Below are 24,055 nucleotides of genomic sequence, written 5' to 3'. Positions count from 1 at the left end.
GCCGGCGCGGTGGCCAATGCCGGGTGCCTGTCCGCCCAACCGCACTACAATATGGATATGGCGGCGCGCGCACAAGTGCAAGGTTGTGAGATTTGTAAATGTCTGTAATTCCACACTTGGCACAGGGGTTTGCCCGCGCTTCTCCGGCTGCCCATGGCCGGTGCTTCATACTTTGATACATTAGGTGCCAGTCCAGCCGGTGGCGCCGGCCGTACGGGCCATCCCCCACATTCAGAAAAACCAAGCGGAGTTTGTCTTGAGCGTCAGCACTGAGCAGGTCACCGAAGCCCTGCGCACCGTCATCGACCCCAACACGGGCAAGGACCTGGTGTCCACGCGCTCGGCCCGGAACATCCGGGTCGACGGCGGCGAGGTTTCGCTGGAAGTCGAACTCGGCTATCCGGCCAGGAGCCAGCTGGACCCGATTCGCAAGCTGGTGGTTGCCGCGGTGCGGCAAGTGCCGGGCGTCACCAATGTCAGCGTGGCCGTGACCATGAAGATCGTCGCGCACGCGGTGCAGCGGGGCGTCAAGCTGCTGCCGGGCGTGAAGAACGTGATTGCCGTCGCCTCGGGCAAGGGCGGGGTGGGCAAGTCGACCACCGCAGTCAACCTGGCGCTGGCGCTGGCCGCCGAGGGTGCGCGCGTGGGCATGCTCGATGCCGATATCTACGGCCCCAGCCTGCCGATGATGCTTGGCATCGACGGCCGCCCCGAATCCGCCGACGGCCAGACCATGGAGCCGCTGGAGGGCCACGGCGTGCAGGCCAACTCGATCGGCTTCCTGATCGAGCAGGACAACCCGATGGTGTGGCGCGGTCCGATGGTCACCTCGGCGCTGGAGCAATTGCTGCGCCAGACCAACTGGCACGACCTCGACTACCTGATCGTCGACATGCCGCCGGGCACCGGCGATATCCAGCTGACGTTGTCGCAGAAGGTGCCGGTCACCGGCGCGGTGATCGTCACCACGCCGCAGGACATCGCGCTGCTCGACGCCAAGAAGGGCCTGAAGATGTTCGAGAAGGTGGGCATCCCCATCCTCGGCATCGTCGAGAACATGGCGGTGTATTGCTGCCCGAACTGCGGCCACGTCGAGCATATCTTCGGCCAGGGAGGCGGCGAGAAGATGTGCGCCGACTATGGCGTGGACCTGCTGGGCAGCCTGCCGCTGAACCTGCAGATCCGCGAGCAGGCCGATTCGGGACGCCCCACCGTGGTGGCCGAGCCTGACAGCCCGGTGGCCGAGCTGTACCGCGGCATCGCGCGCAAGGTGGCGATCAAGGTCGCCGACAAGGCGCGCGACATGACCAGCAAGTTCCCGAGCATCGTCGTGCAGAACACCTGAGCGCGCGGCTTGCCGCGCCAGCAGCCATGGAAGCCGAAACCACGCCCGTGCCGAAGTCGCCGCCACCCGGCGCCCGTCCCGCCGTCACCATGGCGGTGGTGATGCGCAAGGTCGCGCTGGCCAGCCGCTGGCAGCCATGGAAGTGGCAGCTCGACGCGGTGCTGCCGGACCTGGGCGAGTTCGGCACGCACGCGGTCTGCCTGGAACGCGATGAGCATGGCGCGCGCTGGCTGTATCCCGGCTTCGAGGTCGAACTGTTCCGCGACCAGGGCGAGGGCTATTACCTCAACCTGACCTCGACCACGCCATGCTGGTTCGTGCTGTGGCGCATGCCCGACGACGAGGACGGCGGCGGCACCGGTGAAGACGCCCATCCGGTGCCGATGACGGTCACGCTGTCGTACAACGAGGCCGGCCGCTGGCTCGACGCCGGCGAGATCGTCGAGAACGTGCCGCTGGCGCCGGAGCAGCGCGACTGGCTGCAGGCCTACGTCAGCGAGCATTACCGGCCCGAGCCCAAGCAGCGGCGACGGCCCGAATCCTTCAAGGCGCCGCAGGACCGCGCGCGCTACTGACCTGCTGTTTCGCATACGCCGATGAGCGATTCGTCCTTCCTGTCACGCTGGTCGCGCCGCAAGGCCGCGGTGCGGGAGGGCGTGGCCGTGCCGGCGGAGCCGCTGCAGCCTGCAGAGGTGCCACCGTTGCCCGTGCCACCGAAGGCTGCGACCGGGGTGCCGGAGGCCGAGCCGGAAGTTCCGCCGCCGACCCTGGCCGACGTGGCGGCGCTGCGCCCCGGCGACAACATTGCCCGCTTCGTGGCGCGCGGCGTCGATGAATCGGTCAAGCGCGCCGCGCTCAAGACGCTGTTTGCCGATCCGCACTTCAATGTGATGGACGGCCTCGATACCTACATCGACGACTACAGCAAGCCCAACCCGATCCCGCCCGAAATCCTGCGCCAGCTGCGCCAGGCTGAATCGCTGGGGCTGTTCGAGCCGACCGACGAGGAGCGCGCGGCGGCCCGGGCGGAGGCCGCCACCGCACAGGCGGACGCAACAGGGGATGCACGACCGGTTGCTCAAGCGGACGCTAAATTGGACGATCAAGCGGACGATGTACCGCCAGCGACGCCTGCCCTGGCCAGCGACCCGGCCGGTCCTACGGACATACCCGCATCCTCCGAAACGCCGCCGCCGGTGGCCAGTCAAAGCGCAAAACAGGGCCGGCAAGACCCGCAAGATCTGGATAAGTGCGCGTAGCCCGACCGGGCAGCGCAAGCCTACAATAGGCATCCCACAATCCGCCGGGCCGCAGATCCTCGCAAGAAGGACGTCCGGACCGGTCAGCCGCATTCGCCATGCCGACGCTGATCTGCAATTGCAACGACACCATGCCGCTTGACGGGGCGGCGCTGTCGGAAGCCAGCCAGGGCCAGCAACAAGGTCCGCAACAAGGCCCGCTCAAGGTCCACCATCTGCTGTGCCGGCGCGAAATTGGCGCCTTCACGGCTGCGCTGGACGGCACCGACGATGTCATCGTGGCCTGCACGCAGGAGCGCGCGCTGTTTACCGAGGTCGCCGCGCAGACCGCGCAAGGCCAGGATGGCCGGCCGGTGGTGACCGCGCCGGTCCGCTTCGTCAATATCCGCGAGACCGGTGGATGGTCGCAGGGTGCGCGGCGCGATCCGCGTACCGCCAATGCCAAGATCGCCGCGCTGCTGGCGGTGGCCGCGCTGCCCGAGCCTGAGCCCGTGCCCGTGGTGGACTACCGCTCCGACGGTTCGGTGCTGGTGCTGGGCCCCGCGCAGCGCGCGCTGCCCTGGGCCGAACGGCTTGCGTCCATGCAGTTCGAGGTCACGGTACTGCTGACGGGCAGCGCGCCGGGCGAGGGCGCTGCCGCGCAGCCATTCGGGCGTACCTATCCGGTCCATAGTGGACGGCTGTCCGCGCTTGCCGGCTGGCTTGGCGCGTTCGAGGCCAGCTGGGAAACCGGCGCGGGACGCAGCAATCCGATCGACCTGGACCTGTGCACCCGCTGCAATGCCTGCATCGACGCCTGCCCCGAAAATGCGATCGATTTCAGCTATCAGATCGACCTGTCGCGCTGCCGCTCGCACCGCGACTGCGTGCGCGCCTGCGGCGCGGCCGCGGCCATCGATTTCGACCGGCCGCAGGGCACCATACAAGGCCGTTTCGACCTGGTCTTCGACCTGTGCGACCAACCGGCCTTCACCATGCACCAGCCGCCGCAAGGCTACCTGCACGCAGGCGCCGACCCGGCGCGGCAGCAAGCGCTGGCGCTGACGCTGGCGGGCCTGGTAGGCGAGTTCGAGAAGCCGAAGTTCTTTCGCTACAAGGACAGCCTGTGCGCGCATGGCCGCAACCAGACCACCGGCTGCACGGCTTGTATCGACATTTGTTCGACCCGGGCGATCCAGTCGCGCTGGCATGACGGCAAGGGCCGCATCGAAGTCACACCCAACCTGTGCATGGGCTGCGGGGCCTGCACCACGGTGTGCCCGAGCGGCGCGATCAGCTATGGCTACCCCGGTCCGGAAACGACCGGAGCGCGTCTGCGTACGCTGCTCGCCGCTTACCGGAAGGCCGGCGCACGCGACCCGGTCGTGTTGCTGCGCGGCGAGGAATATGGCACGCCCGCCTTGCTGGCGCTGGGCCGCGCCGCGCGCGCAGGTCGTGCCGACGGCGTGCCTGCCAATGTGATGCCGCTGTCGCTGTTCCACCCGGCCGCGGCCGGGCTGGAGCTGTGGCTGGCCGCGCTATGCTGGGGCGCCAGCCGCGTGGCGGTGCTGCTAACCGGCGATGAGGCGCCGCAATACCGCGCCGCACTGCGCGAGCAGATGGAAGTCGGGCGCGCATTGCTGGCGGGACTGGGCTATGACGCCGAAGTTCTGTCGCTGCTCGAGGCAGCCGATGCGCCGAAGCTGGATGCGGGCCTGTCCGCGTTGCGTCCGGGCCGCAATGCGCTGCCGCCGGCGCCGTTCGGCGCCGTTGCGGCCAAGCGCGAGATGCTGGACTTCGTGCTTGAGCATCTGGTGCGCCACGCGCCGGTGCCCGCCGACATCGTGCCGCTGCCGGCGGCCGCGCCGATTGGCGCGATTACCGTCGATACCGGCAAGTGCACCTTGTGCATGGCGTGCGTCGGCGCCTGCCCGGCGCAAGCCCTGCGCGACAACCCCGAGCGGCCCGTGCTCAGCCTGATCGAACGCAACTGCGTGCAGTGCGGCCTGTGCGAGAAAACCTGCCCGGAAGATGCGATTACGCTGGTGCCGCGCCTGCTGGCCGGTGAGGCCGCGCGCCGCCCGGTCACGCTCAACGAGACCCAGCCGTTCCATTGCGTGCGCTGCGCCAAGCCGTTCGGCACGGCGCAGATGGTGGAATCCATGCTGGTCCGGCTGGCCGGCCATCCGGCGTTTGCCGGCGCCGCCGCCGAACGGCTGAAGATGTGCCCGGATTGCCGCGTGATCGACATGATGGAGCACGATACCGGCACGGCAAGCGGTGCCACGCTGCGCTGAGCCGCCAGCGACACAATTCATCACGACATGACAGATTTCCAGCCGATCCAGCTCACCGCCGCACTGCCCGCCGACGATGCCGAGGACACCGCCCGCGCCGACCTGTACGGCCTGCTGGCCACGCTGTTCTATCGTGCCCCCGATGCCGCGCTGCTGCACCACATCGCGGCCAACCGCGCCGTCGGCGAAGACGCCGATACGGTACTGGGCAAGGCGTGGAATGCGTTGTGCGACGCAGCAGCCGAGACCACCGCGGCAGAGGCTGAAGAGGAATACCGGCAACTATTCGTCGGCGTGGGCCGGCAGGATGTGTTCCTGTATGGCTCGTTTTACCTGACCGGTTTTCTCAACGAGCGCCCGCTGGTGGCGCTGCGCGAAGACCTGGCTCGCTATGGCCTGGAGCGCCATGACGGCGTCAGCGAGACCGAAGACCACATCGCCACGGTGTGCGAGGTGATGCGCTTCCTGGTGGCAGGCGATGATTTGTCGGTGTCCAACCTCGGCGAGCAGCAGCGCTTCTATGCGCAGCACTTGCAGCCCTGGGTCGAGAAATTGTGCGATGCAGTGATCGCGCACCCGCAGGCGCGTTTCTATCGCGGTGTCGCCGGGTTGCTGGCCGCTTTTGCCAATGTCGAGGCGCTGGCGCTGGAGATGAACTGAGGACCGCAGGTCAGGAAAAACCCTTGCATATCATGGTCTTTCGTGCGAGATGCTCCTAGAATATGCATAACAACGCATAACGGCGAAAACCATCGGGCTTTGACAGCCGAGGAGCCCCCACATGAGAGAGAAGCCAACCCGGGTCGCGCGCCGCTCGTTTCTCGCGGGCGCTGGAGTTGTGGCTGCCGCAACTGGCGCGGCAGCGCTGACAGCGCGTGGGCCGGCACTACCGGACCAGGCCGCGGCTCTGCCGGAACCCGCCGACACCCCGTCGGACAGCAAGGGCTACCGGGTCACGGAACACATTCGCAAGTACTACCGGACCACACTGGTGTAAATGCCAGGGCGGCGTGGTTCGCCGCGCCGCCTGCAACCGGACGGCTCTCGTCCGCATCTGAGGTGAGACATGATCTTGACCCGCAAACGCGCGGCGCAGGGCGCATCCGCCCGCCTCGCTGACGGCCTCGCCAACCGGCATGACCCTGCCGCTGCGCAAGCCGGAACCGGACGCCTCTCACAGCGGCTCGCCGCAAGCCTGGCCGGCGCCATGCCGACCATGGACCGCCGCAGTTTTCTCAAGCGCTCGGGCATCGGCGTCGGTGCCGGCCTGGCGGCTTCGCAATTGACGCTGCTGCGCAAGGCCGATGCCGCCGACGACAAGAAGGGCGCTGCCGACGGCAAGAACGGCATCGTCGTGCGCCGTACCGTATGCGGCCACTGCTCGGTCGGCTGCGCAGTCGACGCGGTGGTGCAGAACGGCGTGTGGATCCGCCAGGAACCGGTGTTCGACTCGCCCATCAACTTGGGCGCGCACTGCGCCAAGGGCGCTGCGCTGCGCGAGCACGGCCATGGCGAATACCGGCTGAAGTACCCGATGAAGCTGGTCAACGGCAAGTACCAGCGCATCGGCTGGAACCAGGCGCTCGACGAGATCACCGCCAAGATGAAGGAGATCCGCCAGCAGACCGGCCCGGACTCGCTGTTCTTCGTCGGTTCGTCCAAGCACAGCAACGAGCAGTCCTACCTGCTGCGCAAGTGGGTGTCATTCTTCGGCACCAACAACACCGACCACCAGGCGCGCATCTGCCATTCGACCACTGTGGCGGGCGTGGCCAATACCTGGGGCTACGGTGCGATGACGAACTCGTACAACGATATGCAGAACTCGAAGGCTGCGCTGTATATCGGTTCGAACGCTGCCGAAGCGCACCCGGTATCGATGCTGCACCTGCTGCACGCCAAGGAGAACGGCTGCAAGGTGATCGTGGTCGATCCGCGCTACACGCGCACCGCGGCCAAGGCGCATCACTATGTGCGCATCCGCTCGGGCACCGACATTGCGTTCCTGTTCGGTATGCTGTACCACATCTTCAAGAACGGCTGGGAAGACCAGAAGTACCTGCACGACCGCGTCTACGGTATGGACAAGGTCAAGGAAGAGGTGCTGGCCAAGTGGACTCCCGACAAGGTCGAGGAAGTGACCGGCGTGCCCGAGGCGCAGGTCTACCTTGTCGCCGAGACCATGGCCAAGAACCGCCCCAGCACGCTGGTGTGGTGCATGGGCCAGACCCAGCACACCATCGGCAATGCGATCGTGCGCGCGTCGTGCCTGGTGCAACTGGCGCTGGGCAATATCGGTGTGTCGGGCGGCGGCGCCAATATCTTCCGCGGCCATGACAACGTGCAGGGCGCCACCGACGTCGGCCCCAACCCCGACTCGCTGCCGGGCTACTACGGCCTGGCTACCGGCGCGTGGAAGCACTACGCGGCGGTGTGGGGCGTCGACTACGAATGGATCAAGAAGCAGTTTGCCTCGCAGACGATGATGGAGAAATCCGGCACCACGGTGTCGCGCTGGATCGATATCGTCACCGAGAAGAACGAGCTGATCGACCAGGACAACAACGTGCGCGGCGTGTTCTTCTGGGGCCATGCGCCCAACTCGCAGACGCGCGGGCTGGAGATGAAGAAGGCGCTGGACAAGCTCGACCTGCTGGTGGTGGTCGACCCATATCCGTCGGCGACCGCGGCCATGGCCAATATGCCGCCTGCCGAGGGCGACAAGGTCAACCCGAACCGTGCCGTGTACCTGCTGCCAGCGGCCACGCAGTTCGAGACCTCGGGTTCGTGCACGGCCTCCAACCGCTCGCTGCAATGGCGCGAGAAGGTCATTGAACCGCTGTTCGAGTCGATGCCCGACCAAACCATCATGCAGGCGTTCGCCGACAAGCTTGGCTTTGGCAAGGAGCTGTCGAAGAACATGAAGCTGATCGAGGTCAAGCGCGCCGGCCGCACCTGGATGGAGCCGGAGCCCGAGTCGATCCTGCGCGAGATCAACGCCAGCAACTGGACCATCGGCTACACCGGCCAGTCACCGGAGCGGTTGAAGTCGCATATGCGCAATATGCAGATGTTCGACGTCAAGACGCTGCGCTGCAAGGCAGGCAAGGACCCGGTCACGGGCTACGACCTGACCGGTGATTACTTCGGCCTGCCGTGGCCGTGCTATGGCACGCCGGAACTCAAGCACCCGGGCTCGCCCAACCTCTACGACACCAGCAAGCACGTGATGGACGGCGGGGGCAACTTCCGCGCCAACTTCGGCGTGGAGCGCGACGGCGTCAACCTGCTGGCCGAGGACGGTTCGTACTCCCTGGGCGCGGAGATCACCACCGGCTATCCGGAGTTCGACCACGTGCTGCTGAAGAAGCTGGGCTGGTGGGATGACCTGACCGACGCCGAGAAGGCCAAGGCCGAAGGCAAGAACTGGAAGACCGACCTTTCCGGCGGCATCCAGCGCGTGGTGCTGAAGAACCATGGCTGCCACCCGTTCGGCAACGCCAAGGCGCGCGCGGTGGTGTGGAACTTCCCCGACCCGATCCCGCAGCACCGCGAGCCGCTGTACTCCACGCGGCCTGACATGGTGGCCAAGTACCCGACCCACGACGACAAGATGGCGTTCTGGAGGCTGCCGACGCTGTACAAGTCGGTGCAGCAGCGCAATATCGAAAACAAGGTCTACGAGAAGTTCCCGATCATCCTGACCTCCGGGCGGCTGGTCGAGTACGAGGGCGGCGGCGAGGAAACCCGCTCCAACCCGTGGCTGGCCGAGCTGCAGCAGGAGAACTTCGTCGAGATCAACCCGCGCGCGGCCTCTGATCGCGGCATCCGCAACGGCGACTTCTGCTGGGTCAGGACGCCGACCGGCGCCGCGCTGAAAGTGCGCGCGCTGGTGACCGAGCGGGTCGGGCCGGATACCGCATTTATCCCGTTCCACTTCTCGGGCTGGTGGCAGGGCAAGGACCTGAAGGACTACTACCCAGAAGGGGCGATGCCGGTAGTGCGGGGCGAGGCCGTCAACACCGCCACCACGTATGGCTATGACTCGGTGACGATGATGCAGGAGACCAAGACCACCGTTTGCCAGATCGAGCGGTTTGCATAAGCCACAGGACAGAGCAGAGGAACATCATGGCACGCATGAAATTCATCTGTGACGCCGAGCGCTGCATCGAGTGCAACAGCTGCGTCACGGCCTGCAAGAACGAGCACGAGGTGCCCTGGGGTGTGAACCGGCGCCGCGTGGTCACCGTCAACGATGGCGTGGTCGGCGCGGAGAAATCGATCTCGGTGGCCTGCATGCATTGCTCCGATGCACCGTGCATGGCGGTGTGCCCGGTCGACTGCTTCTACCGCACCGACGACGGCGTGGTGCTGCACGACAAGGACGTCTGCATCGGCTGCGGCTACTGCTCGTATGCCTGCCCGTTCGGCGCGCCGCAGTTCCCGTCGACCGGCACCTTCGGCGTGCGCGGCAAGATGGACAAGTGCACGTTCTGCGCCGGCGGCCCGGAGAAAAACGGCAGCGAGGCCGAGTTCGAGAAGTACGGGCGCAACCGGCTGGCCGAAGGCAAGCTGCCGTTGTGCGCGGAGATGTGCTCGACCAAGGCGCTGCTGGGCGGCGACGGCGATGTGATCGCCGACATCCTGCGCAACCGCGTGATCAAGCGCGGTACCGGCGGCGACGTGTTCGGCTGGGGCACGGCGTATGGCGTGCCCAAGGCCGCGCCAGGGGCGCCGGCAGCGCCGGCTGGCCCCGCCGGGCCGGACGCGCCCGGGGCTCGCACCGCACCAGCCGCGCCAGCCCCGGCTGCCGCGCCGGCTGCACCGACTACCCCTGCCGCAACCGGCGCTCCGGGAGGCCAGTCATCATGAACCGCACCAGCGCCATCCTCCTGCTGACACTGTGCGGCGCGCTGCTGGCCGCGTGCGGCGAAAAGCCGCAGACCATCAACCAGTCGCACCGCAAGGCCGACGCCCAGGCCTACCAGGGCGCGCCCGACGACCCCTTCGTCGCCAAGGGCTGGACCGCGGGCGACAAGACCAGCTGGCATAACCAGATCCGCCAGCGCAACCAGTACCAGAACGAGTACAACCGCGTGCAATGAATGCGCCGCAGTGGGGAGGCGGCGCCATCCGCGTGCCTGCTCCCGATGACCCGAAGGAGGGCGTATGACGCCGTCGCACAATGCATGCCGCAGCGGGCAGGGCACCGGATGGCGCCGCTGGCTGGCGGCCGGCGCGCTGGCACTGATGGCCGTGGCCGGCAGCGCCGCGGCGCAGGCTCCCGCACCGGGGCCGTCGACCGGCCCGGCCACGGCGTCGGACAACGCCGGCGCCAACAATCCGGCCACACATCCGGCGCAACCGCTGGCCGGCATTGCTTCGGAAAACATCTTCAACGTGCCGCGCCGCGACATCGCCGCCGAGGCCCAGTCGCAGCAGCAACGCACCGTCACGCAGCCCGGCAACAACGCGCCGGTCTGGCGCGAGATCAACTCCGACCAGCGCCACTACAGCAGCCTTCCCGACAAGGAAGCGGGCGTGCTGATCCAGCGTACCGGCCAGCAATGGCGCCTGTTCCGCAATGGCGTGATCACCGTCTGGGGCGGCTGGCTGCTGCTGGTGGTGCCGCTGGCCATCCTCGCCTTCTACGTGTGGCGCGGCACCATCCCGCTGCGCGAGCCGCGCACCGGCCGCATGATCGAACGCTTCACGCCGCTGGAGCGCATCGTCCACTGGACCATGGCGATCTCGTTCGTCGTGCTGGCGGTGTCGGGCATCGTCATGCTGCTCGGCAAGCATTTCCTGCTACCGCTGATGGGACACATGCTGTTCGGCTGGCTCAGCTACATCCTGAAAAACCTCCACAACGTGGTCGGGCCGATCTTTACGCTGTCGGTGATCGTCGCCTTCGTGGTGTTCGTGCGCGACAACCTGCCCAGCCGCGACGACGTGCGCTGGGTCACGCGCCTCGGCGGGCTCACTTCGGGCAAGCACGTGCCGAGCGGGCGCTTCAACGCCGGCGAGAAGATGTGGTTCTGGGTCGGGGTGTTTATCTTCGGCATCGTGCTATCGGCCTCGGGCTGGGTGCTCGACATGATCGTGCCGGGCATGGACTACTACCGCGCGACCATGCAGATCGCCAACGTGATCCACGGCATTTCCGCCGTGCTGATGATCGCCATGGCGTGCGGCCATATCTACATGGGCACGGTTGGCATGGAAGGCGCGTACCGCGCCATGCGCGACGGCTGGGTCGACGAAGCGTGGGCAAAGGAGCATCACGAGCTCTGGTACGACGACATCCAGTCCGGCAAGATTCCCGCGCAGCGTTCGCCCGGTCCGGCCAGTCCGGATGCGGCGGCGGGCCGGGCCGCGCGGCATACTCCCGGCGAAGCCTGATCAGGCAGGACACCCAACACTTCGGGAAGCATCGACCATGACACGCACCCTGACGCTGATCGCCCTGGCCGCCGGCGCCACCGTGAGCGCCGGCGCGCTGGCCAAGCTGCCGCCGCCCAGCGAAGTCCAGCAGGCCAAGGCTGTCGAGACCAAGGCCCGCGCCGCCTGGGCGGACAAGGTCGCCGCCTTCCAGCTGTGCCGTGCGCAGGACAAGATCGCGACACGCTACTACGCCGAGCGCCAGGCACAGGGCAAGGACGCGCGCGCGGCGGTGCAGACCGCGCCGTGCGCCGATCCGGGACCATTCGTTGCACCTGTGGCGGCGGCGCCCCCGGCAGCGCCGGCGCCCGCGGTCGCGAGCACCGGTGCCGATGCCAGACCGGTTGCGCCCGGCGCGGTACAATCCTCCGCAAAGGCACCGTAACCGCAGCCCCGATGCTCGCCTGGACGGCACGGGGCACCTTCCAGCAGCCCTGAGCCTTCCTGTCATGACCCTGCGTCCCGAGCTTACCCAGGCAGCCGTTCCGCTGATCGAAGAGGTCGAAGTCGTCGACGAGCAGGGCCGCGTGCGCGCGGCTTACCTGCCGGGCGAGCGCCCGCTGACGGTCTATCTGGACAAGCGCGAACTTGTCACGCTGATGACGCTGGGCGGCGCGCCCGAGCACCTGGTGCTGGGCTACCTGCGCAACCAGCGCCTGGTCGAATCGGTCGAGGACATCGCCGCGGTACAGGTCGACTGGGAAACAGAATCCGCCGCCGTCACTACCCGCACCGGCGTCGATCGCATCGAAGAACGCACCGCTCGCCGCGTGGTGACCACCGGGTGCGGCCAGGGCACGGTGTTCGGCTCGCTGCTGGACGAGGTCGACAATATCCGCCTGCCGGTGGATGCCATGCTCGACCAGGACACCCTTTACGGCATTATCGACACCATCCGGCTGCAGCAGTCGGTCTACAAGCAGGCCGGCTCGGTCCACGGCTGTGCGCTGTTCAAGGGGACCGAGATGCTGATGTTTGTCGAGGACGTCGGCCGCCACAACGCGGTGGACGCCATTGCCGGCCGCATGTGGCTGGAAGGCATGACCGGGGACGACAAGATTTTCTACACCACCGGCCGCCTGACTTCGGAAATGGTCATCAAGGGCGCGCAGATGGGCATCCCGTTCCTGCTGTCGCGCTCGGGCGTGACGCAGATGGGGTACCAGATGGCCAGACGGGTCAACCTGACCCTGTTTGCGCGCTGCACCGGCAAGCATTTCCTGCTCTATACGGGCCGCGAGCGGTTCCGTCATCGGATTCCCGAAGACGCGGTGGCTTGATTGTGGCTCAAGTGCCACTTCATTGCCTGGCGGCGGATGCGGCGCTGTCTCAACGGAATGCGGGCGGAATGGTTGTACAATGCGGCGCACTCCGAGCCAGTGTGTCCACCTCCCAACCTCTATGAGCATCAAATCCGACAAATGGATCCGCCGCATGGCGGAGCAGCACGGCATGATCGAGCCGTTCGAGCCAGGCCAGGTCCGGGAGGCCGACGGGCGCAAGATCGTGTCGTACGGCACTTCGAGCTACGGCTACGACATCCGCTGTGCCGACGAATTCAAGATCTTCACCAATATCAACAGCACCATCGTCGACCCGAAGAATTTTGACGAAAAATCCTTCGTGGACTTCAAGGGTGATGTCTGCATCATTCCGCCGAATTCCTTTGCGCTGGCGCGGACGATGGAGTATTTCCGCATCCCGCGCAGCGTCTTGACTATCTGTCTCGGCAAGAGCACCTATGCGCGCTGCGGCATCATCGTCAACGTAACCCCATTCGAGCCGGAATGGGAAGGGTATGTGACGCTGGAGTTCTCCAACACCACGCCGCTGCCCGCCAAGATCTACGCCGGCGAAGGCTGCGCCCAGGTGCTGTTCTTCGAAAGCGACGAAGTCTGCGAGACCTCGTACGCTGACCGGGGCGGCAAGTACCAGGGCCAGCACGGTGTCACACTGCCGAAGACCTGATCGCATTACAATGCCGGCGTTTGCCGGAACGGCCGCTCCGCGATGACCGCGCGGGGGCGACCAGACCTGACGTGAGAGCCACATGTCGCCGTCGCAGGGGAACCCCTGCCGGCCATGTGGCTCAAGTCCTTTATGTCCTGCTTTCCATCAAGGATGTCCGATGAAATTCCGCTTCCCCGTCATCATCATTGACGAAGACTTCCGCTCCGAGAACATCTCCGGCTCGGGCATCCGCGCGCTGGCCGAGGCGATCGAGAAAGAGGGCATGGAGGTCATGGGGCTGACCAGCTACGGTGACCTGACGTCGTTTGCGCAGCAGTCCAGCCGCGCGTCGACCTTTATCGTGTCGATCGACGACGATGAATTCGTGCGCGACGACGACCAGCCCGAAGCCGCCGCGATCGAGAAGCTGCGCGCGTTCGTTGCCGAAGTGCGCCGCCGCAATTCGGACCTGCCGATCTTCCTGTACGGCGAGACCCGCACCTCGCGCCATATCCCCAACGATATCCTGCGCGAGCTGCACGGCTTCATCCATATGTTCGAGGACACGCCGGAGTTCGTGGCGCGCCATATCATCCGCGAGGCGAAGGTCTACCTGGACACGCTGGCGCCGCCGTTCTTCAAGGCGCTGATCGACTACGCGCAGGACAGCTCGTATTCGTGGCACTGCCCCGGCCACTCTGGCGGCGTGGCGTTCCTGAAAAGCCCGGTGGGCCAGGTGTTCCACCAGTTCTTCGGCGAAAACATGCTGCGCGCCGATGTCTGCAATGCCGTGGACGAACTCGGCCAACTGCTCGACCACACCGGTCCGGTGGCCGCGTCGGAGCGCAATGCCGCGCGCATCTTCAACTCGGACCACATGTTCTTCGTCACCAACGGTACCTCGACGTCGAACAAGATGGTGTGGCACGCCAACGTGGCGCCGGGCGATATCGTGGTGGTGGACCGCAACTGCCACAAGTCGATCCTGCACGCGATCATGATGACGGGCGCGATCCCAGTCTTCCTGATGCCCACGCGCAACCACTACGGCATCATCGGCCCGATCCCGAAGAGCGAGTTCGATCCCGAGACCATCCGCCGCAAGATCGCCAACCACCCGTTCGCCAGCAAGGCCAAGAACCAGAAGCCGCGCATCCTGACGATCACGCAGGGCACCTACGACGGCGTGCTGTACAACGCCGAGCAGATCAAGGAAATGCTGGCGGCCGAGATCGACACGCTGCATTTCGATGAGGCGTGGCTGCCGCACGCGGCGTTCCACGACTTCTATCACAACATGCACGCGATCGGTAAGGACCGCCCGCGCAGCAAGGACGCGCTGGTGTTCGCCACGCAGTCCACGCACAAGCTGCTGGCCGGCCTGTCGCAGGCCTCGCAGATCCTGGTGCAGGACTCCGAGACGCGCAAGCTGGACCGCTACCGGTTCAACGAGGCGTACCTGATGCACACCTCGACCAGCCCGCAGTACTCGATCATCGCCTCGTGCGACGTGGCCGCGGCAATGATGGAAGCCCCAGGCGGCACCGCGCTGGTGGAAGAGAGCATCCAGGAGGCCATGGACTTCCGCCGCGCCATGCGCAAGGTGGAGGGCGAGTACGACGCCGGCCATAACGGCGACTGGTGGTTCAAGGTCTGGGGTCCGGAGGCGCTGATCGAAGATGGCATCGGCGATCGCGAAGAGTGGATGCTGAAGGCCAACGAGCGCTGGCACGGCTTCGGCGACCTGGCCGACGGCTTCAACCTGCTCGACCCGATCAAGGCCACCATCATCACCCCCGGCCTGGACGTGGATGGCGAGTTCAGCGAGCGCGGCATCCCGGCGGCGATCGTCACCAAGTACCTGGCCGAGCACGGCATCATCATCGAGAAGACGGGCCTGTACTCGTTCTTCATCATGTTCACCATCGGCATCACCAAGGGCCGCTGGAACTCGCTGGTGACCGAACTGCAGCAGTTCAAGGACGACTACGATCAGAACCAGCCGCTGTGGCGCGTGCTGCCGGAGTTCGTCGGCAAGTATCCGCAGTACGAGCGCATGGGCCTGCGTGACCTGTGCGATGCCATCCACAGCGTGTACAAGGCCAACGATGTGGCGCGCGTGACCACCGAGATGTACCTGTCGGACATGGAGCCGGCGATGAAGCCGTCGGATGCGTGGGCCATGATGGCGCACCGCGAGATCGAGCGCGTGCCGGTCGACGAACTCGAAGGCCGCGTCACCGCAATCTTGCTGACGCCGTACCCGCCGGGCATCCCGCTGCTGATCCCGGGCGAGCGCTTCAACCGCACCATCGTGCAGTACCTGAAGTTCGCACGAGAGTTCAACAAGCTGTTCCCTGGCTTCGAGACCGATATCCACGGGCTGGTGGAGGACGAGGTGGACGGCAAGAAGGCTTATTTCGTCGACTGCGTGAAGCAGGTAGCCTGAGCCTGCCAGCGAATCCGGCACCAGCCGGCACTGGAAGGAGCCCCGCGCATGCGGGGCTTTTTTTCTTTCTAGCTGAACGGATTCAGCAACTCCACCCCCGTCCCGCTGAAATCCTCCACATTCCGGGTGACTATCGTCAGGTCATGGATCAGCGCCGTCGCGGCAATGAACTTGTCCAGCGCATGCTCCGGACGCGGCACGCGCAGCCGTCCCCATATCTGGGCGACATCGGCATCAACCGGCAACACATGCCGGCTGAAATCCTGCAGCACGGCCGTCAGCCATTGCTCTAGCGCCTCGGCCTGCGCCGTGTCGCCGCGATGGCGGATCAGCGCAATGCCGCGCCGCAACTCCCCTATGGTCAGCGCGGACAGGTAGAGCGTCGAACCATCGCGCGCCGCCTGCCGGAAGAACGCGCGCACGCCGGGATTGGCGCGTTCGCGCTTGCGTGCCTCGCTGATGACATTGGTATCAATCAAATACACGCGGCGCCTCGCCAGAATCCTGACCGCGTTGAAAATCGGCATCCTCGCCGACGTCCGGCATGCTGGCCAGCACTTCGGCAAAACTGCGTCGACGCGTGCCGCCCAGTGCCAGCGCCAGGATGGCCCTGTGCTCGGCCTCGGCGCTGCGGCCATTGGCGGCCGCCTGCTCGCGCAGGCGCTGGACCAGGGATTCATCGATGCCACGAACGAGCAGGGTTGCCATCTTGCGCTCCTCACTATCGGATGCCCGGATGCTAGCATTGATAGCGTCGTGCCGCTCGGGTGTATGCCCGGATACATGCAACTTGTGGCGCGGCCTCGCGGCGGGAGGAAAGGGCAGTGGCGTGACGGCATGCATGGCGCGGCTCCGTGAGTTGGCGGGAAGAGGCGCCCAGTGTGCGCCGCGGCCGGATGCCGGTCGATGAGGCGATTCGCATTTTCCGCGCTACGCCGCCGCCGAGCGTTTCCGTCAGCCCTGCGCCATCGCTTCGGCCAGCGTCACGTGTCCCGTGAAGCCGCCATTGCTGTGCGCGGCCTCCTGGCGCTCGATCGCGTGCGCGAAGCGCACCGCCGGATCGGCTTCGAGCTTGTCGAACAGGCGCTGCAGGCCGGGATAGTCCTTGCGATCCAGCACCTTGTGGTAGCGGGTCCAGCGGGCGATACCGATGAAGTACGCATCCGCCAGCGTGCGCTGCTCACCCAGCAGCCAGGGCTTGTCGCCCAGCATGGCTTCCAGTTCGGCATGCACGTTGCGCACTTCAGCCGCGCCATAGCGGGTCAATGCCTCCAGGTCGGTGCCATTTGCGCCATGCTCGAGCGCATACCAGAGCGGGCCAAAAGCACTGAAGAAGCTGGTGTTGAGGTAGGCCAGCATCTGGTTGAGCCGGTCGAAGTCGCGCGTACCCTGGGCAAAGCCGAGGCCACGCCCGATGCCGCGCGCACCGATGTGGTTCAGGATGGCCAGGCTTTCGCTGATGGCATTGCCTTGCGCGTCCAGCAGCGTGGGCGTCTCGCCGATTGGGTTGATGCGGCGATAGTCGTCGCCGGTGACTTCTTCGGGCATGCCGATGCGGCACAGCCGGTACGGCTCGCCCAGCCATTCGAGCGCAACGATGGAACCGAACGAGCAGCCGGAAGGCACGCCGTAGAAGAGGGTGGGATGCATGTGTTGTTCTCCAGGATAAGGTTTCTGGCCCGCCAGCCGGGCACAGTAGAAATGTAGTGATGTGGACTTTGGCTGAGTAGTGGGCAAAAATCCGACATATCGTCCATATTTGTAGACTTTACGCCGATGCTGAATCTCAACGACCTGCGCTTCTTCGTTGCCGCCGTGGCCAACGGCGGTTTTGCCGCCGCGGGACGGGCGCTCGGCGTGCCCAAGTCCACCGTCAGCAAGCGGGTGGCCGAGCTGGAGCAGGCGCTGCAGGCGCGGCTGGTCTACCGCAGTTCGCGCAGCTTCACGCTGACCGATGCCGGCCGCGATTTTTTTGAACACGCGCGCGCGGCACTGATCGAGGCCGAGGCGGCGCAGGAGGCGGTGCAGCGGCGCGTGGCCGAGCCCAGCGGCACGGTGCGGATCACGGCTTCGGTGCCGACCGCGCAGCTATTCCTGGCGGCGCATCTGCCGGCGCTGGCAAGCGCCTACCCGCGCCTGCACGTGCAGCTGGAGGTGTCGGACCGCATGGTCGACCTGGTGCAGGAAGGCTTCGACATCGCCGTGCGCAGCCATTTCGCGCCGCTGCCCGACTCCGGCCTGGTGCAACGTCCGCTGGCGGTCGAAGCCATCGTGCTGGTCGCGTCGCCGGACTACCTGGCGGCACGCGGCGTGCCGGCCCTGCCTGACCAACTGGCTGAGCATGATGGCCTGCTGACCGGCGCCTCCGCCGGTACATGGCGCCTCAACGGCCCGGACGGTGCGCACCGGGAGGTTATGCCACGGGCACGCATGACCGTGAACGAATCCATGGTGCTGCTGGGCGCTGCCATGGGAGGGCTCGGGATCGTACCGCTGCCTGAGCAGACGTGCCGCGCGGCGCTGGCGGCCGGCCAGCTGGTTCGCGTGCTGCCTGGCTGGACCGCGGGCAGCGTGACCACGACGCTGCTGATGCCGGCGCGCCGTGGGCAGTTGCCCGGCGTGAGGGCCACGGTGGAGTTCCTGGTGCAATGCCTGCAGCCCAAAGCAGCAATGGCAGCGGCAGCGAAATGAAACACGTAAAAAAAGCCCCGCATCGCTGCGGGGCTCGATTCATCAGCCGTTGCTTATCACTTCTTCTCGAACTCGAATTGCGGTCCGGCCGGTTCGCTCTCGGCTGCCGGCTGGCCTGGCAACTCAAGCGTGCCGCTCTCGGCTGGCCCGGATGCCGGTGCCTGCAAGGAGGGCGTCTGCGGCTTGGCACTGCTGCCCTCCATGTCGATCGACAGGTCGCGTGTAATGCTGCGGTCCTGCGCCTTGTGCCCGCCCGTGCTGACCAGGCCTGGGAAGACGATGATCAGCGCCACCATTACCAACTGGATAACCACGAACGGGACTGCTCCCCAGTAGATGTCCGAAGTCTTCACTTCACGCGGCGCCACCGAGCGAAGGTAGAACAGCGAGAAGCCGAACGGCGGGTGCATGAACGAGGTTTGCATGTTCACCGCCAGCAGTACGCCGAACCAGATCAGGTCGATGCCCAGCTTGTCCGCCACCGGCCCCACCAGCGGCACCAGGATAAAGGCCAGCTCGAAGAAGTCCAGGAAGAACGCCAGCAGGAAGAACAATACGTTTACTGCGACCAGGAAGCCGGTCTGGCCGCCAGGCAGGGCGGTCAGCAGGTGCTCCACCCAGATATGACCGTCCACGCCGTAGAAGGTCAGCGAGAACACGCGAGCGCCGATCAGGATGAAGATCACGAAGGCCGACAGCTTCAGCGTCGCTTCCATTGCCTGCTTGGTCAGCTTCAGGTCCAGGCGGCGCTTGATCAGCGCCAACACCAGCGCGCCCAGTGCCCCCATGCCGCCGCCTTCGGTGGGCGTGGCCACGCCGACAAAGATCGTGCCCAGCACCAGGAAGATCAGCGCCAGCGGCGGGATCAGTACGAATGTGACCTTCTCCGCCATCTGCGACAGCAGGTTCAGCTTGAGCAGCCGGTTGAGCACAGCAAGCACAAAGGCGAACAGGATGGCTGCGCCCACCGAGATCACCAGGCGCTCGTCCAGCGGCGCCTCCGGCTTGTACATCTTGTCCACTGCGACGCCCACCGCGATCGCGAGCGCGGTCAGCACGAGCACCGAGGTTGAACCGCTCTTTCCGCTGGCTTCGCGGAAGGTGCGCGCCTCGAGCGGCAGGGCGGGGGCCGCGGCCGGCTTGATCAGCGTGACCAGCAGGACGTAGCCCATGTACATGCCGGTCAGCACCAGGCCCGGGACGAAGGCGCCCTTGTACATGTCACCCACCGAGCGGCCCAGCTGGTCGGCGAGCACGATCAGCACCAGCGACGGTGGGATGATCTGCGCCAGCGTGCCCGAGGCGGCGATCACGCCCGATGCCAGCCGCTTGTCGTACTTGTACTTGAGCATCAGCGGCAGTGAGATCAGGCCCATCGAAATCACCGAGGCTGCCACCACGCCGGTGGTCGCCGCCAGCAGCGCGCCGACGAAGATCACCGCATAGGCCAGGCCGCCGCGGATCGGGCCGAACAGTTGGCCGATGGTGTCGAGCAGGTCTTCGGCCATCCCGGAGCGCTCGAGTATCAGGCCCATGAAGGTGAAGAACGGGATCGCCAGCAGCGTGTCGTTCTCCATGATGCCGAACAGCCGGCTGGGCAGGGCCTGCAGCAGTTCGGGCGGCAGCATGCCCAGCTCGATGCCGATAAAGGCGAACAGCAGGCCGTTGGCGGCCAGCGCGAACGCGATCGGGAAGCCCGACAGCAGAAATACGACCAGCGAAGCGAACATGATCGGGGCCATGTTCGCGATCAGGAATTGCGTCATCGTGCGCGCCCCTTATTGTTTTCCGGACGGGCCGGGCTGGTTGGCCTCCGCGATCGCGGCGATCTCCAGCGCGGGGTCGACGGCGTGCTTGCGGAATGCCGAGAATGGCAGTTCGCCCTTCAGGTACGCAAAGCGCTTGATCAGCTCGGAAAGGCCCTGCAGGATCATCATCAGGAAGCCCGCGACGATCAGGAACTTGGCGGGCCAGCGGATCAGCCCGCCGGCATTGCCGGACATCTCATGACCGGCATATGACAGCCAGAAGTAGGGGATCGCCAGCCAGAGGATGATCGCGGAGATCGGAAGCAGGAAGAACAGGATGCCGAAGATATCGATCCAGACCTGGGTGCGTTCGGAAAAGCGCCCGGCAATCACGTCGATGCGCACATGCTCGTCGCGCCGCAAGGTAAAGGGCGCGCCCAGCAGGAATACGGCGGCAAACATATACCACTGCAGTTCGAGCCAGGCGTTGGAGCTGATGCTGAAGGTGTAGCGAATGATGGCGTTGCCCGCGCAGACCAGCACGGCCAGCAGGATCAGCCATTTCGCCCACTGCCCGATGAAATCGTTCACGGCATCGATAAGCCGTGAGATTCTCATGAGGAAAGACATGTGATCGTCCTAGGATGTGGGGGATACAGGGTGGCGCGTTAGTCTACGGCCTCGCCCCCGTGGCATCTTTAGGGTGAATCCCCAGTGCGTCACATTTGCAGGCGTTGCCGCACTGAATTCGCGGCAATGGCGCGGATTTTTGGTCAGATTCGGTATTTTTATGCGCAACCACGTGCCCGGCACCGCTGCACCTTCGTGCAATTCACAACAGATGGCGGTACGTTGGGCGTACCGAATAAAACAACGGGAGCCCCGAGGCTCCCGTTTTTCCGGACTGGCTAACCCGCGATGGGGTTGACTGGATCAGCCGTTGAGCGCCTGGCGTGCCGCCGCGATGGCAGCGCGCACCTGGTCCGGCGCGGTGCCGCCGATATGGCTGCGCGCGGCAACGGAGCCTTCCAGCGTCAGCACGCCATGCACGTCGTCGCCGATCAGCGCGGCCTTGTCGCCCAGGCCGGACACGTCGCGCAGCTCGGCCACGGTCAGGTCGGCCAGATCGCACTGGCGGCTGTCGCAGGCACGGACAGCGTGGGCCACGGCTTCGTGGGCATCGCGGAACGGCAGGCCCTTCTTGACCAGGTAGTCGGCCAGGTCGGTGGCGGTGGCGTAGCCCTGCAGCGCGGCGGCGCGCATCGCTTCCGGCTTGACGGTGATGCCCGGCACCATGTCGGCGAAGATGCGCAGCGTGTCCACGACGGTGTCGACCGTGTCGAACAGCGGCTCCTTGTCTTCCTGGTTGTCCTTGTTGTACGCCAGCGGCTGGCCCTTCATCAGCGTCAGCAGGCCGATCAGGTGGCCATTGACGCGGCCGGTCTTGCCGCGCGCCAGCTCTGGCACGTCGGGATTCTTCTTCTGCGGCATGATCGAGCTGCCCGTGCAGAAGCGGTCGGCGATGTCGATAAAGCCGACGCGCGGGCTCATCCACAGCACCAGCTCTTCCGAGAAGCGCGACACGTGCGTCATCACCAGCGCGGCGGCGGCGCAGAATTCGATGGCGAAGTCGCGGTCCGAGACGGCGTCCAGCGAATTGCGGCAGACGCCGTCAAAGCCCAGCTGCTGCGCCACGAACTCGCGGTCGATCGGATAGCTGGTGCCGGCCAGCGCGGCGGCGCCCAGCGGCAGGCGGTTGACGCGCTTGCGGCAGTCGGCCATGCGCTCGGCGTCGCGCGTGAACATTTCCACGTAGGCCAGCAGGTGGTGGCCGAAGGTCACCGGCTGCGCCACCTGCAGGTGGGTGAAGCCCGGCAGGATGGTGTCGGCGTTCTGGTCGGCCAGGTCGAGCAGCGAAGTGCGCAGTGCGCCGAGCAGGGCGATGATGTTGTCGATCTCGCTGCGCAGCCACAGGCGGATGTCGGTCGCGACCTGGTCATTGCGCGAGCGGCCGGTGTGCAGGCGCTTGCCGGCATCGCCGACCAGCGCGGTCAGGCGCGCCTCGATATTCAGGTGGACGTCTTCCAGGTCCAGCTTCCATTCGAAGCTGCCGGCCTCGATCTCGCCGCGGATCTGCGTCATGCCGCGCTCGATCTCGGCGCGGTCGGCCTCGGCGATGATGCCCTGCCTGGCCAGCATGGCCGCGTGGGCCAGCGATCCCTGGATGTCGAACAGGGCCAGGCGCTTGTCGAAGAACACCGAGGCGGTGTAGCGCTTCACCAGGTCGGACATCGGTTCGGAGAAGCGTGCGGACCAGGCTTCGCCTTTCTTGGCAAGTTGGGAGGTGGACATGGACGTCGGCTGCAGTGGCTCGCCGCGGGCGGCCGGCGCAATGAGCGGCGGCGGGCGCAAGCGAATTGGAGATTGGGGAAAAGGGCGATTATATCGTCCGCCGGGGGCATGGCGGCGCCGGCCGGGCGCCGGTTACAGCGGGTTGTGGAGCACAGGCCCCTTGAAGACCACCGGGCCGCTCGGCCCGTCGGCATTGGGCGAGCCGCCGGCCGGCTCGATGCTGACCGCCAGGGCCGGCACCGCGGCGGGGGGCTCGGCCATCGCCAGGCGGGCCTGCGGCGCCCGGCCGATCACGCCGAGCGAGCGCGGCTTGCCGTCGGCCGGCAGCGCCCACAGCTGCAGCACCTGCTGCTCGCTCAGTTTCATGTGGTCCAGGCGCCGCACGATCAGGCTGCGTGCGTTCGCATCCCAGGACACCAGCATGGCGGGCTGGGCGCGGTCGTCGTTGAGCACGGCGATGACCGCGGCCGGCGCGGCCTCGCGCTGCTGTCCCATCTGCATGCCGATTCCGATCGACAGCACCGTCACCACGGCCATGGCCGCCGCCGCGCCGCGCCAGAACACTGGTGTCGACCACATCCGCTGCCACCAGCCGGCCGCCGGCTGTTCAGCGGGTCTGGCAGGCTCGGCCTCAACGGGCGGCTTCCAGCCCAGCCGGGTTTCGATGCCGCACCAGACCTTGTCGACCGGTTCCGCCGTGGCCTGCAGCTCTGACACGCCGGCCAGCCGGTCCTGCCAGCGCAGAATGGCGGCGTGCACCGCCGGCTCTTCGCGCGCGAGGCGTTCCATGCGCCGGCGCGCGCCACCGCGCAGCACGCCCAGCGCGTACTGGGCGGCGAGGCGGTCGAGCAGCTCGGGATGGGCGGCCAGCTTCATGTCGCCGCCTCCATGCAGTGGCGCAGCCGTTCCAGGCCGCGGCGCACCCAGGACTTGACCGTGCCCAGCGGCACGCGCAGCCGCGCCGCCAGCTCGGCATGGCTCAGGTCGTGCAGGTACGCCAGCACGATGGCCTGCCGCTGCGCCTGCTCCAGCCGTTGCAGGCAGCGGTTCAGCGCGCGCGCCTGCTGGCTGGCATCGGCCAGTTCGGCGGGACCGGCGGCGTCGTCGGCCAGCCATTCGCCCAGGTCTTCTTCCAGCTCGACGGTCTGCGCAACGCGCGCGGCAGCGGCGCGGCGCAGGCTGTCGAGCGCCCGGTTGCGCACGATCGCGGTCATCCAGGTCATCGGCGCGGCCAAGTGCGGCCGGTAGTCGCCGGCGTGGTGCCAGATGCTGACAAAGCTCTCCTGCACGACATCCTCCGCCCAATCGCGCCTGCCAGTGATACGCAGCGCGAGGCCAAACAGTTTCGTCGCGGTGAGGTCATAGAGGCCGCGCAGTGCCTGGCGGTCGCCCACGGCCACGGCTTGCAGCAGTGCCTCCAGCCGATCGGGACCGGCAGGCGCGGCATAGGACGGCTGGGTGGAGGACGGCACCGGGACAGGTCCTTGCAAGGGAGCTTTGCCGGATTATAGGTAGCGCTGCATCCAAACGCGCGGCGCGTG

At 66.4% G+C, this 24,055-nt stretch carries 23 protein-coding genes; 15 read left to right on the top strand and 8 right to left on the bottom strand.

Annotated elements, in window-relative coordinates; translation table 11 throughout:
* The first annotated feature begins 256 nt into the window (after nucleotides 1-256).
* The 14 genes from apbC to VSR71_RS03125 all read left to right on the top strand — a co-directional run bounded on the left by apbC (nucleotide 257) and on the right by VSR71_RS03125 (nucleotide 15,723).
* Nucleotides 257-1,345, top strand: a complete 1,089-nt coding sequence (gene apbC, locus VSR71_RS03190; protein ID WP_342912469.1) for an iron-sulfur cluster carrier protein ApbC — start codon at nucleotides 257-259, stop codon at nucleotides 1,343-1,345.
* 26 nt (nucleotides 1,346-1,371) lie between these two features.
* Nucleotides 1,372-1,920, top strand: coding sequence for a DUF3305 domain-containing protein (locus VSR71_RS03185; RefSeq protein WP_342912468.1), 549 nt, complete (start codon nucleotides 1,372-1,374; stop codon nucleotides 1,918-1,920).
* Between the two features lie 21 nt (nucleotides 1,921-1,941).
* Complete coding sequence (locus VSR71_RS03180; RefSeq protein WP_342912467.1) at nucleotides 1,942-2,604, top strand: DUF3306 domain-containing protein; 663 nt, start codon at nucleotides 1,942-1,944, stop codon at nucleotides 2,602-2,604.
* Between the two features lie 98 nt (nucleotides 2,605-2,702).
* On the top strand, nucleotides 2,703-4,880 hold the full coding sequence (locus VSR71_RS03175; protein ID WP_342912466.1) for a 4Fe-4S binding protein: 2,178 nt from the start codon (nucleotides 2,703-2,705) through the stop codon (nucleotides 4,878-4,880).
* A gap of 27 nt (nucleotides 4,881-4,907) precedes the next feature.
* Complete coding sequence (locus VSR71_RS03170) at nucleotides 4,908-5,540, top strand: TorD/DmsD family molecular chaperone (protein WP_342912465.1); 633 nt, start codon at nucleotides 4,908-4,910, stop codon at nucleotides 5,538-5,540.
* A 121-nt stretch (nucleotides 5,541-5,661) separates the two neighbouring features.
* A complete protein-coding gene (locus VSR71_RS03165) occupies nucleotides 5,662-5,877 on the top strand; it encodes a formate dehydrogenase (protein ID WP_342912464.1) in 216 nt (71 codons plus the stop codon).
* Nucleotides 5,878-5,946: 69 nt separating this feature from the next.
* Nucleotides 5,947-8,985: a molybdopterin-dependent oxidoreductase gene (locus VSR71_RS03160; protein WP_342912463.1), complete on the top strand. Its 3,039-nt coding sequence runs from the start codon at nucleotides 5,947-5,949 to the stop codon at nucleotides 8,983-8,985.
* Between the two features lie 26 nt (nucleotides 8,986-9,011).
* On the top strand, nucleotides 9,012-9,755 hold the full coding sequence (gene fdh3B, locus VSR71_RS03155; protein ID WP_342912462.1) for a formate dehydrogenase FDH3 subunit beta: 744 nt from the start codon (nucleotides 9,012-9,014) through the stop codon (nucleotides 9,753-9,755).
* Nucleotides 9,752-9,988: a hypothetical protein gene (locus VSR71_RS03150; protein ID WP_029046085.1), complete on the top strand. Its 237-nt coding sequence runs from the start codon at nucleotides 9,752-9,754 to the stop codon at nucleotides 9,986-9,988. The genes fdh3B and VSR71_RS03150 overlap by 4 nt, the downstream gene beginning before the upstream one ends.
* Before the next feature lie 64 nt (nucleotides 9,989-10,052).
* The gene (locus VSR71_RS03145) at nucleotides 10,053-11,285 is read left to right on the top strand and encodes a formate dehydrogenase subunit gamma (protein WP_342912461.1); all 1,233 of its coding nucleotides are present in this window, start codon (nucleotides 10,053-10,055) and stop codon (nucleotides 11,283-11,285) included.
* A gap of 37 nt (nucleotides 11,286-11,322) precedes the next feature.
* Entirely contained in the window at nucleotides 11,323-11,709 is a 387-nt protein-coding gene (locus VSR71_RS03140) for a hypothetical protein (RefSeq protein WP_342912460.1), read from the top strand.
* A gap of 64 nt (nucleotides 11,710-11,773) precedes the next feature.
* Entirely contained in the window at nucleotides 11,774-12,604 is an 831-nt protein-coding gene (locus VSR71_RS03135; RefSeq protein ID WP_342912459.1) for a formate dehydrogenase accessory sulfurtransferase FdhD, read from the top strand.
* Between the two features lie 121 nt (nucleotides 12,605-12,725).
* Nucleotides 12,726-13,292 (top strand): dCTP deaminase, encoded by a 567-nt coding sequence (dcd, locus tag VSR71_RS03130; protein WP_029046089.1) that lies wholly within the window; start codon nucleotides 12,726-12,728, stop codon nucleotides 13,290-13,292.
* Between the two features lie 160 nt (nucleotides 13,293-13,452).
* Nucleotides 13,453-15,723, top strand: a complete 2,271-nt coding sequence (locus tag VSR71_RS03125) for an arginine/lysine/ornithine decarboxylase (RefSeq protein WP_342912458.1) — start codon at nucleotides 13,453-13,455, stop codon at nucleotides 15,721-15,723.
* A gap of 68 nt (nucleotides 15,724-15,791) precedes the next feature.
* On the opposite strand, the gene VSR71_RS03120 is transcribed toward VSR71_RS03125, so the two are convergent.
* From VSR71_RS03120 to VSR71_RS03110, 3 genes are all read right to left on the bottom strand, one after another.
* Complete coding sequence (locus VSR71_RS03120) at nucleotides 15,792-16,250, bottom strand: type II toxin-antitoxin system VapC family toxin (RefSeq protein WP_342912457.1); 459 nt, start codon at nucleotides 16,248-16,250, stop codon at nucleotides 15,792-15,794.
* The gene (locus tag VSR71_RS03115) at nucleotides 16,195-16,431 is read right to left on the bottom strand and encodes a FitA-like ribbon-helix-helix domain-containing protein (RefSeq protein ID WP_342912456.1); all 237 of its coding nucleotides are present in this window, start codon (nucleotides 16,429-16,431) and stop codon (nucleotides 16,195-16,197) included. The genes VSR71_RS03120 and VSR71_RS03115 overlap by 56 nt, the downstream gene beginning before the upstream one ends.
* A gap of 246 nt (nucleotides 16,432-16,677) precedes the next feature.
* Nucleotides 16,678-17,373 (bottom strand): glutathione S-transferase family protein, encoded by a 696-nt coding sequence (locus tag VSR71_RS03110; RefSeq protein ID WP_342912455.1) that lies wholly within the window; start codon nucleotides 17,371-17,373, stop codon nucleotides 16,678-16,680.
* Between the two features lie 126 nt (nucleotides 17,374-17,499).
* Here VSR71_RS03110 and VSR71_RS03105 point away from each other — a divergent pair, with 126 nt between their 5' ends.
* On the top strand, nucleotides 17,500-18,414 hold the full coding sequence (locus VSR71_RS03105; protein WP_342912454.1) for a LysR substrate-binding domain-containing protein: 915 nt from the start codon (nucleotides 17,500-17,502) through the stop codon (nucleotides 18,412-18,414).
* Nucleotides 18,415-18,470: 56 nt separating this feature from the next.
* On the opposite strand, the gene VSR71_RS03100 is transcribed toward VSR71_RS03105, so the two are convergent.
* From VSR71_RS03100 to VSR71_RS03080, 5 genes are all read right to left on the bottom strand, one after another.
* The gene (locus VSR71_RS03100; protein WP_342912453.1) at nucleotides 18,471-20,180 is read right to left on the bottom strand and encodes a TRAP transporter large permease subunit; all 1,710 of its coding nucleotides are present in this window, start codon (nucleotides 20,178-20,180) and stop codon (nucleotides 18,471-18,473) included.
* A gap of 12 nt (nucleotides 20,181-20,192) precedes the next feature.
* A complete protein-coding gene (locus VSR71_RS03095; protein ID WP_342912452.1) occupies nucleotides 20,193-20,792 on the bottom strand; it encodes a TRAP transporter small permease subunit in 600 nt (199 codons plus the stop codon).
* Nucleotides 20,793-21,095: 303 nt separating this feature from the next.
* Nucleotides 21,096-22,514 carry an argininosuccinate lyase gene (gene argH, locus VSR71_RS03090; protein ID WP_342912451.1) on the bottom strand — a complete coding sequence of 473 codons (1,419 nt, stop codon included), beginning with the start codon at nucleotides 22,512-22,514 and terminating at the stop codon, nucleotides 21,096-21,098.
* Between the two features lie 132 nt (nucleotides 22,515-22,646).
* Complete coding sequence (locus tag VSR71_RS03085; protein ID WP_342912450.1) at nucleotides 22,647-23,390, bottom strand: anti-sigma factor; 744 nt, start codon at nucleotides 23,388-23,390, stop codon at nucleotides 22,647-22,649.
* Nucleotides 23,387-23,986 (bottom strand): RNA polymerase sigma factor, encoded by a 600-nt coding sequence (locus VSR71_RS03080; RefSeq protein ID WP_342912449.1) that lies wholly within the window; start codon nucleotides 23,984-23,986, stop codon nucleotides 23,387-23,389. Before VSR71_RS03080 ends, VSR71_RS03085 begins: the two co-directional genes overlap by 4 nt.
* Between the last annotated feature and the right edge of the window lie 69 nt (nucleotides 23,987-24,055).

Source organism: Cupriavidus oxalaticus (assembly GCF_038900635.1).
Classification (GTDB): domain Bacteria; phylum Pseudomonadota; class Gammaproteobacteria; order Burkholderiales; family Burkholderiaceae; genus Cupriavidus; species Cupriavidus oxalaticus_B.
Note: the sequence above shows the minus strand (reverse complement) of the source record. Positions and strands in the feature narration are given on the sequence as shown.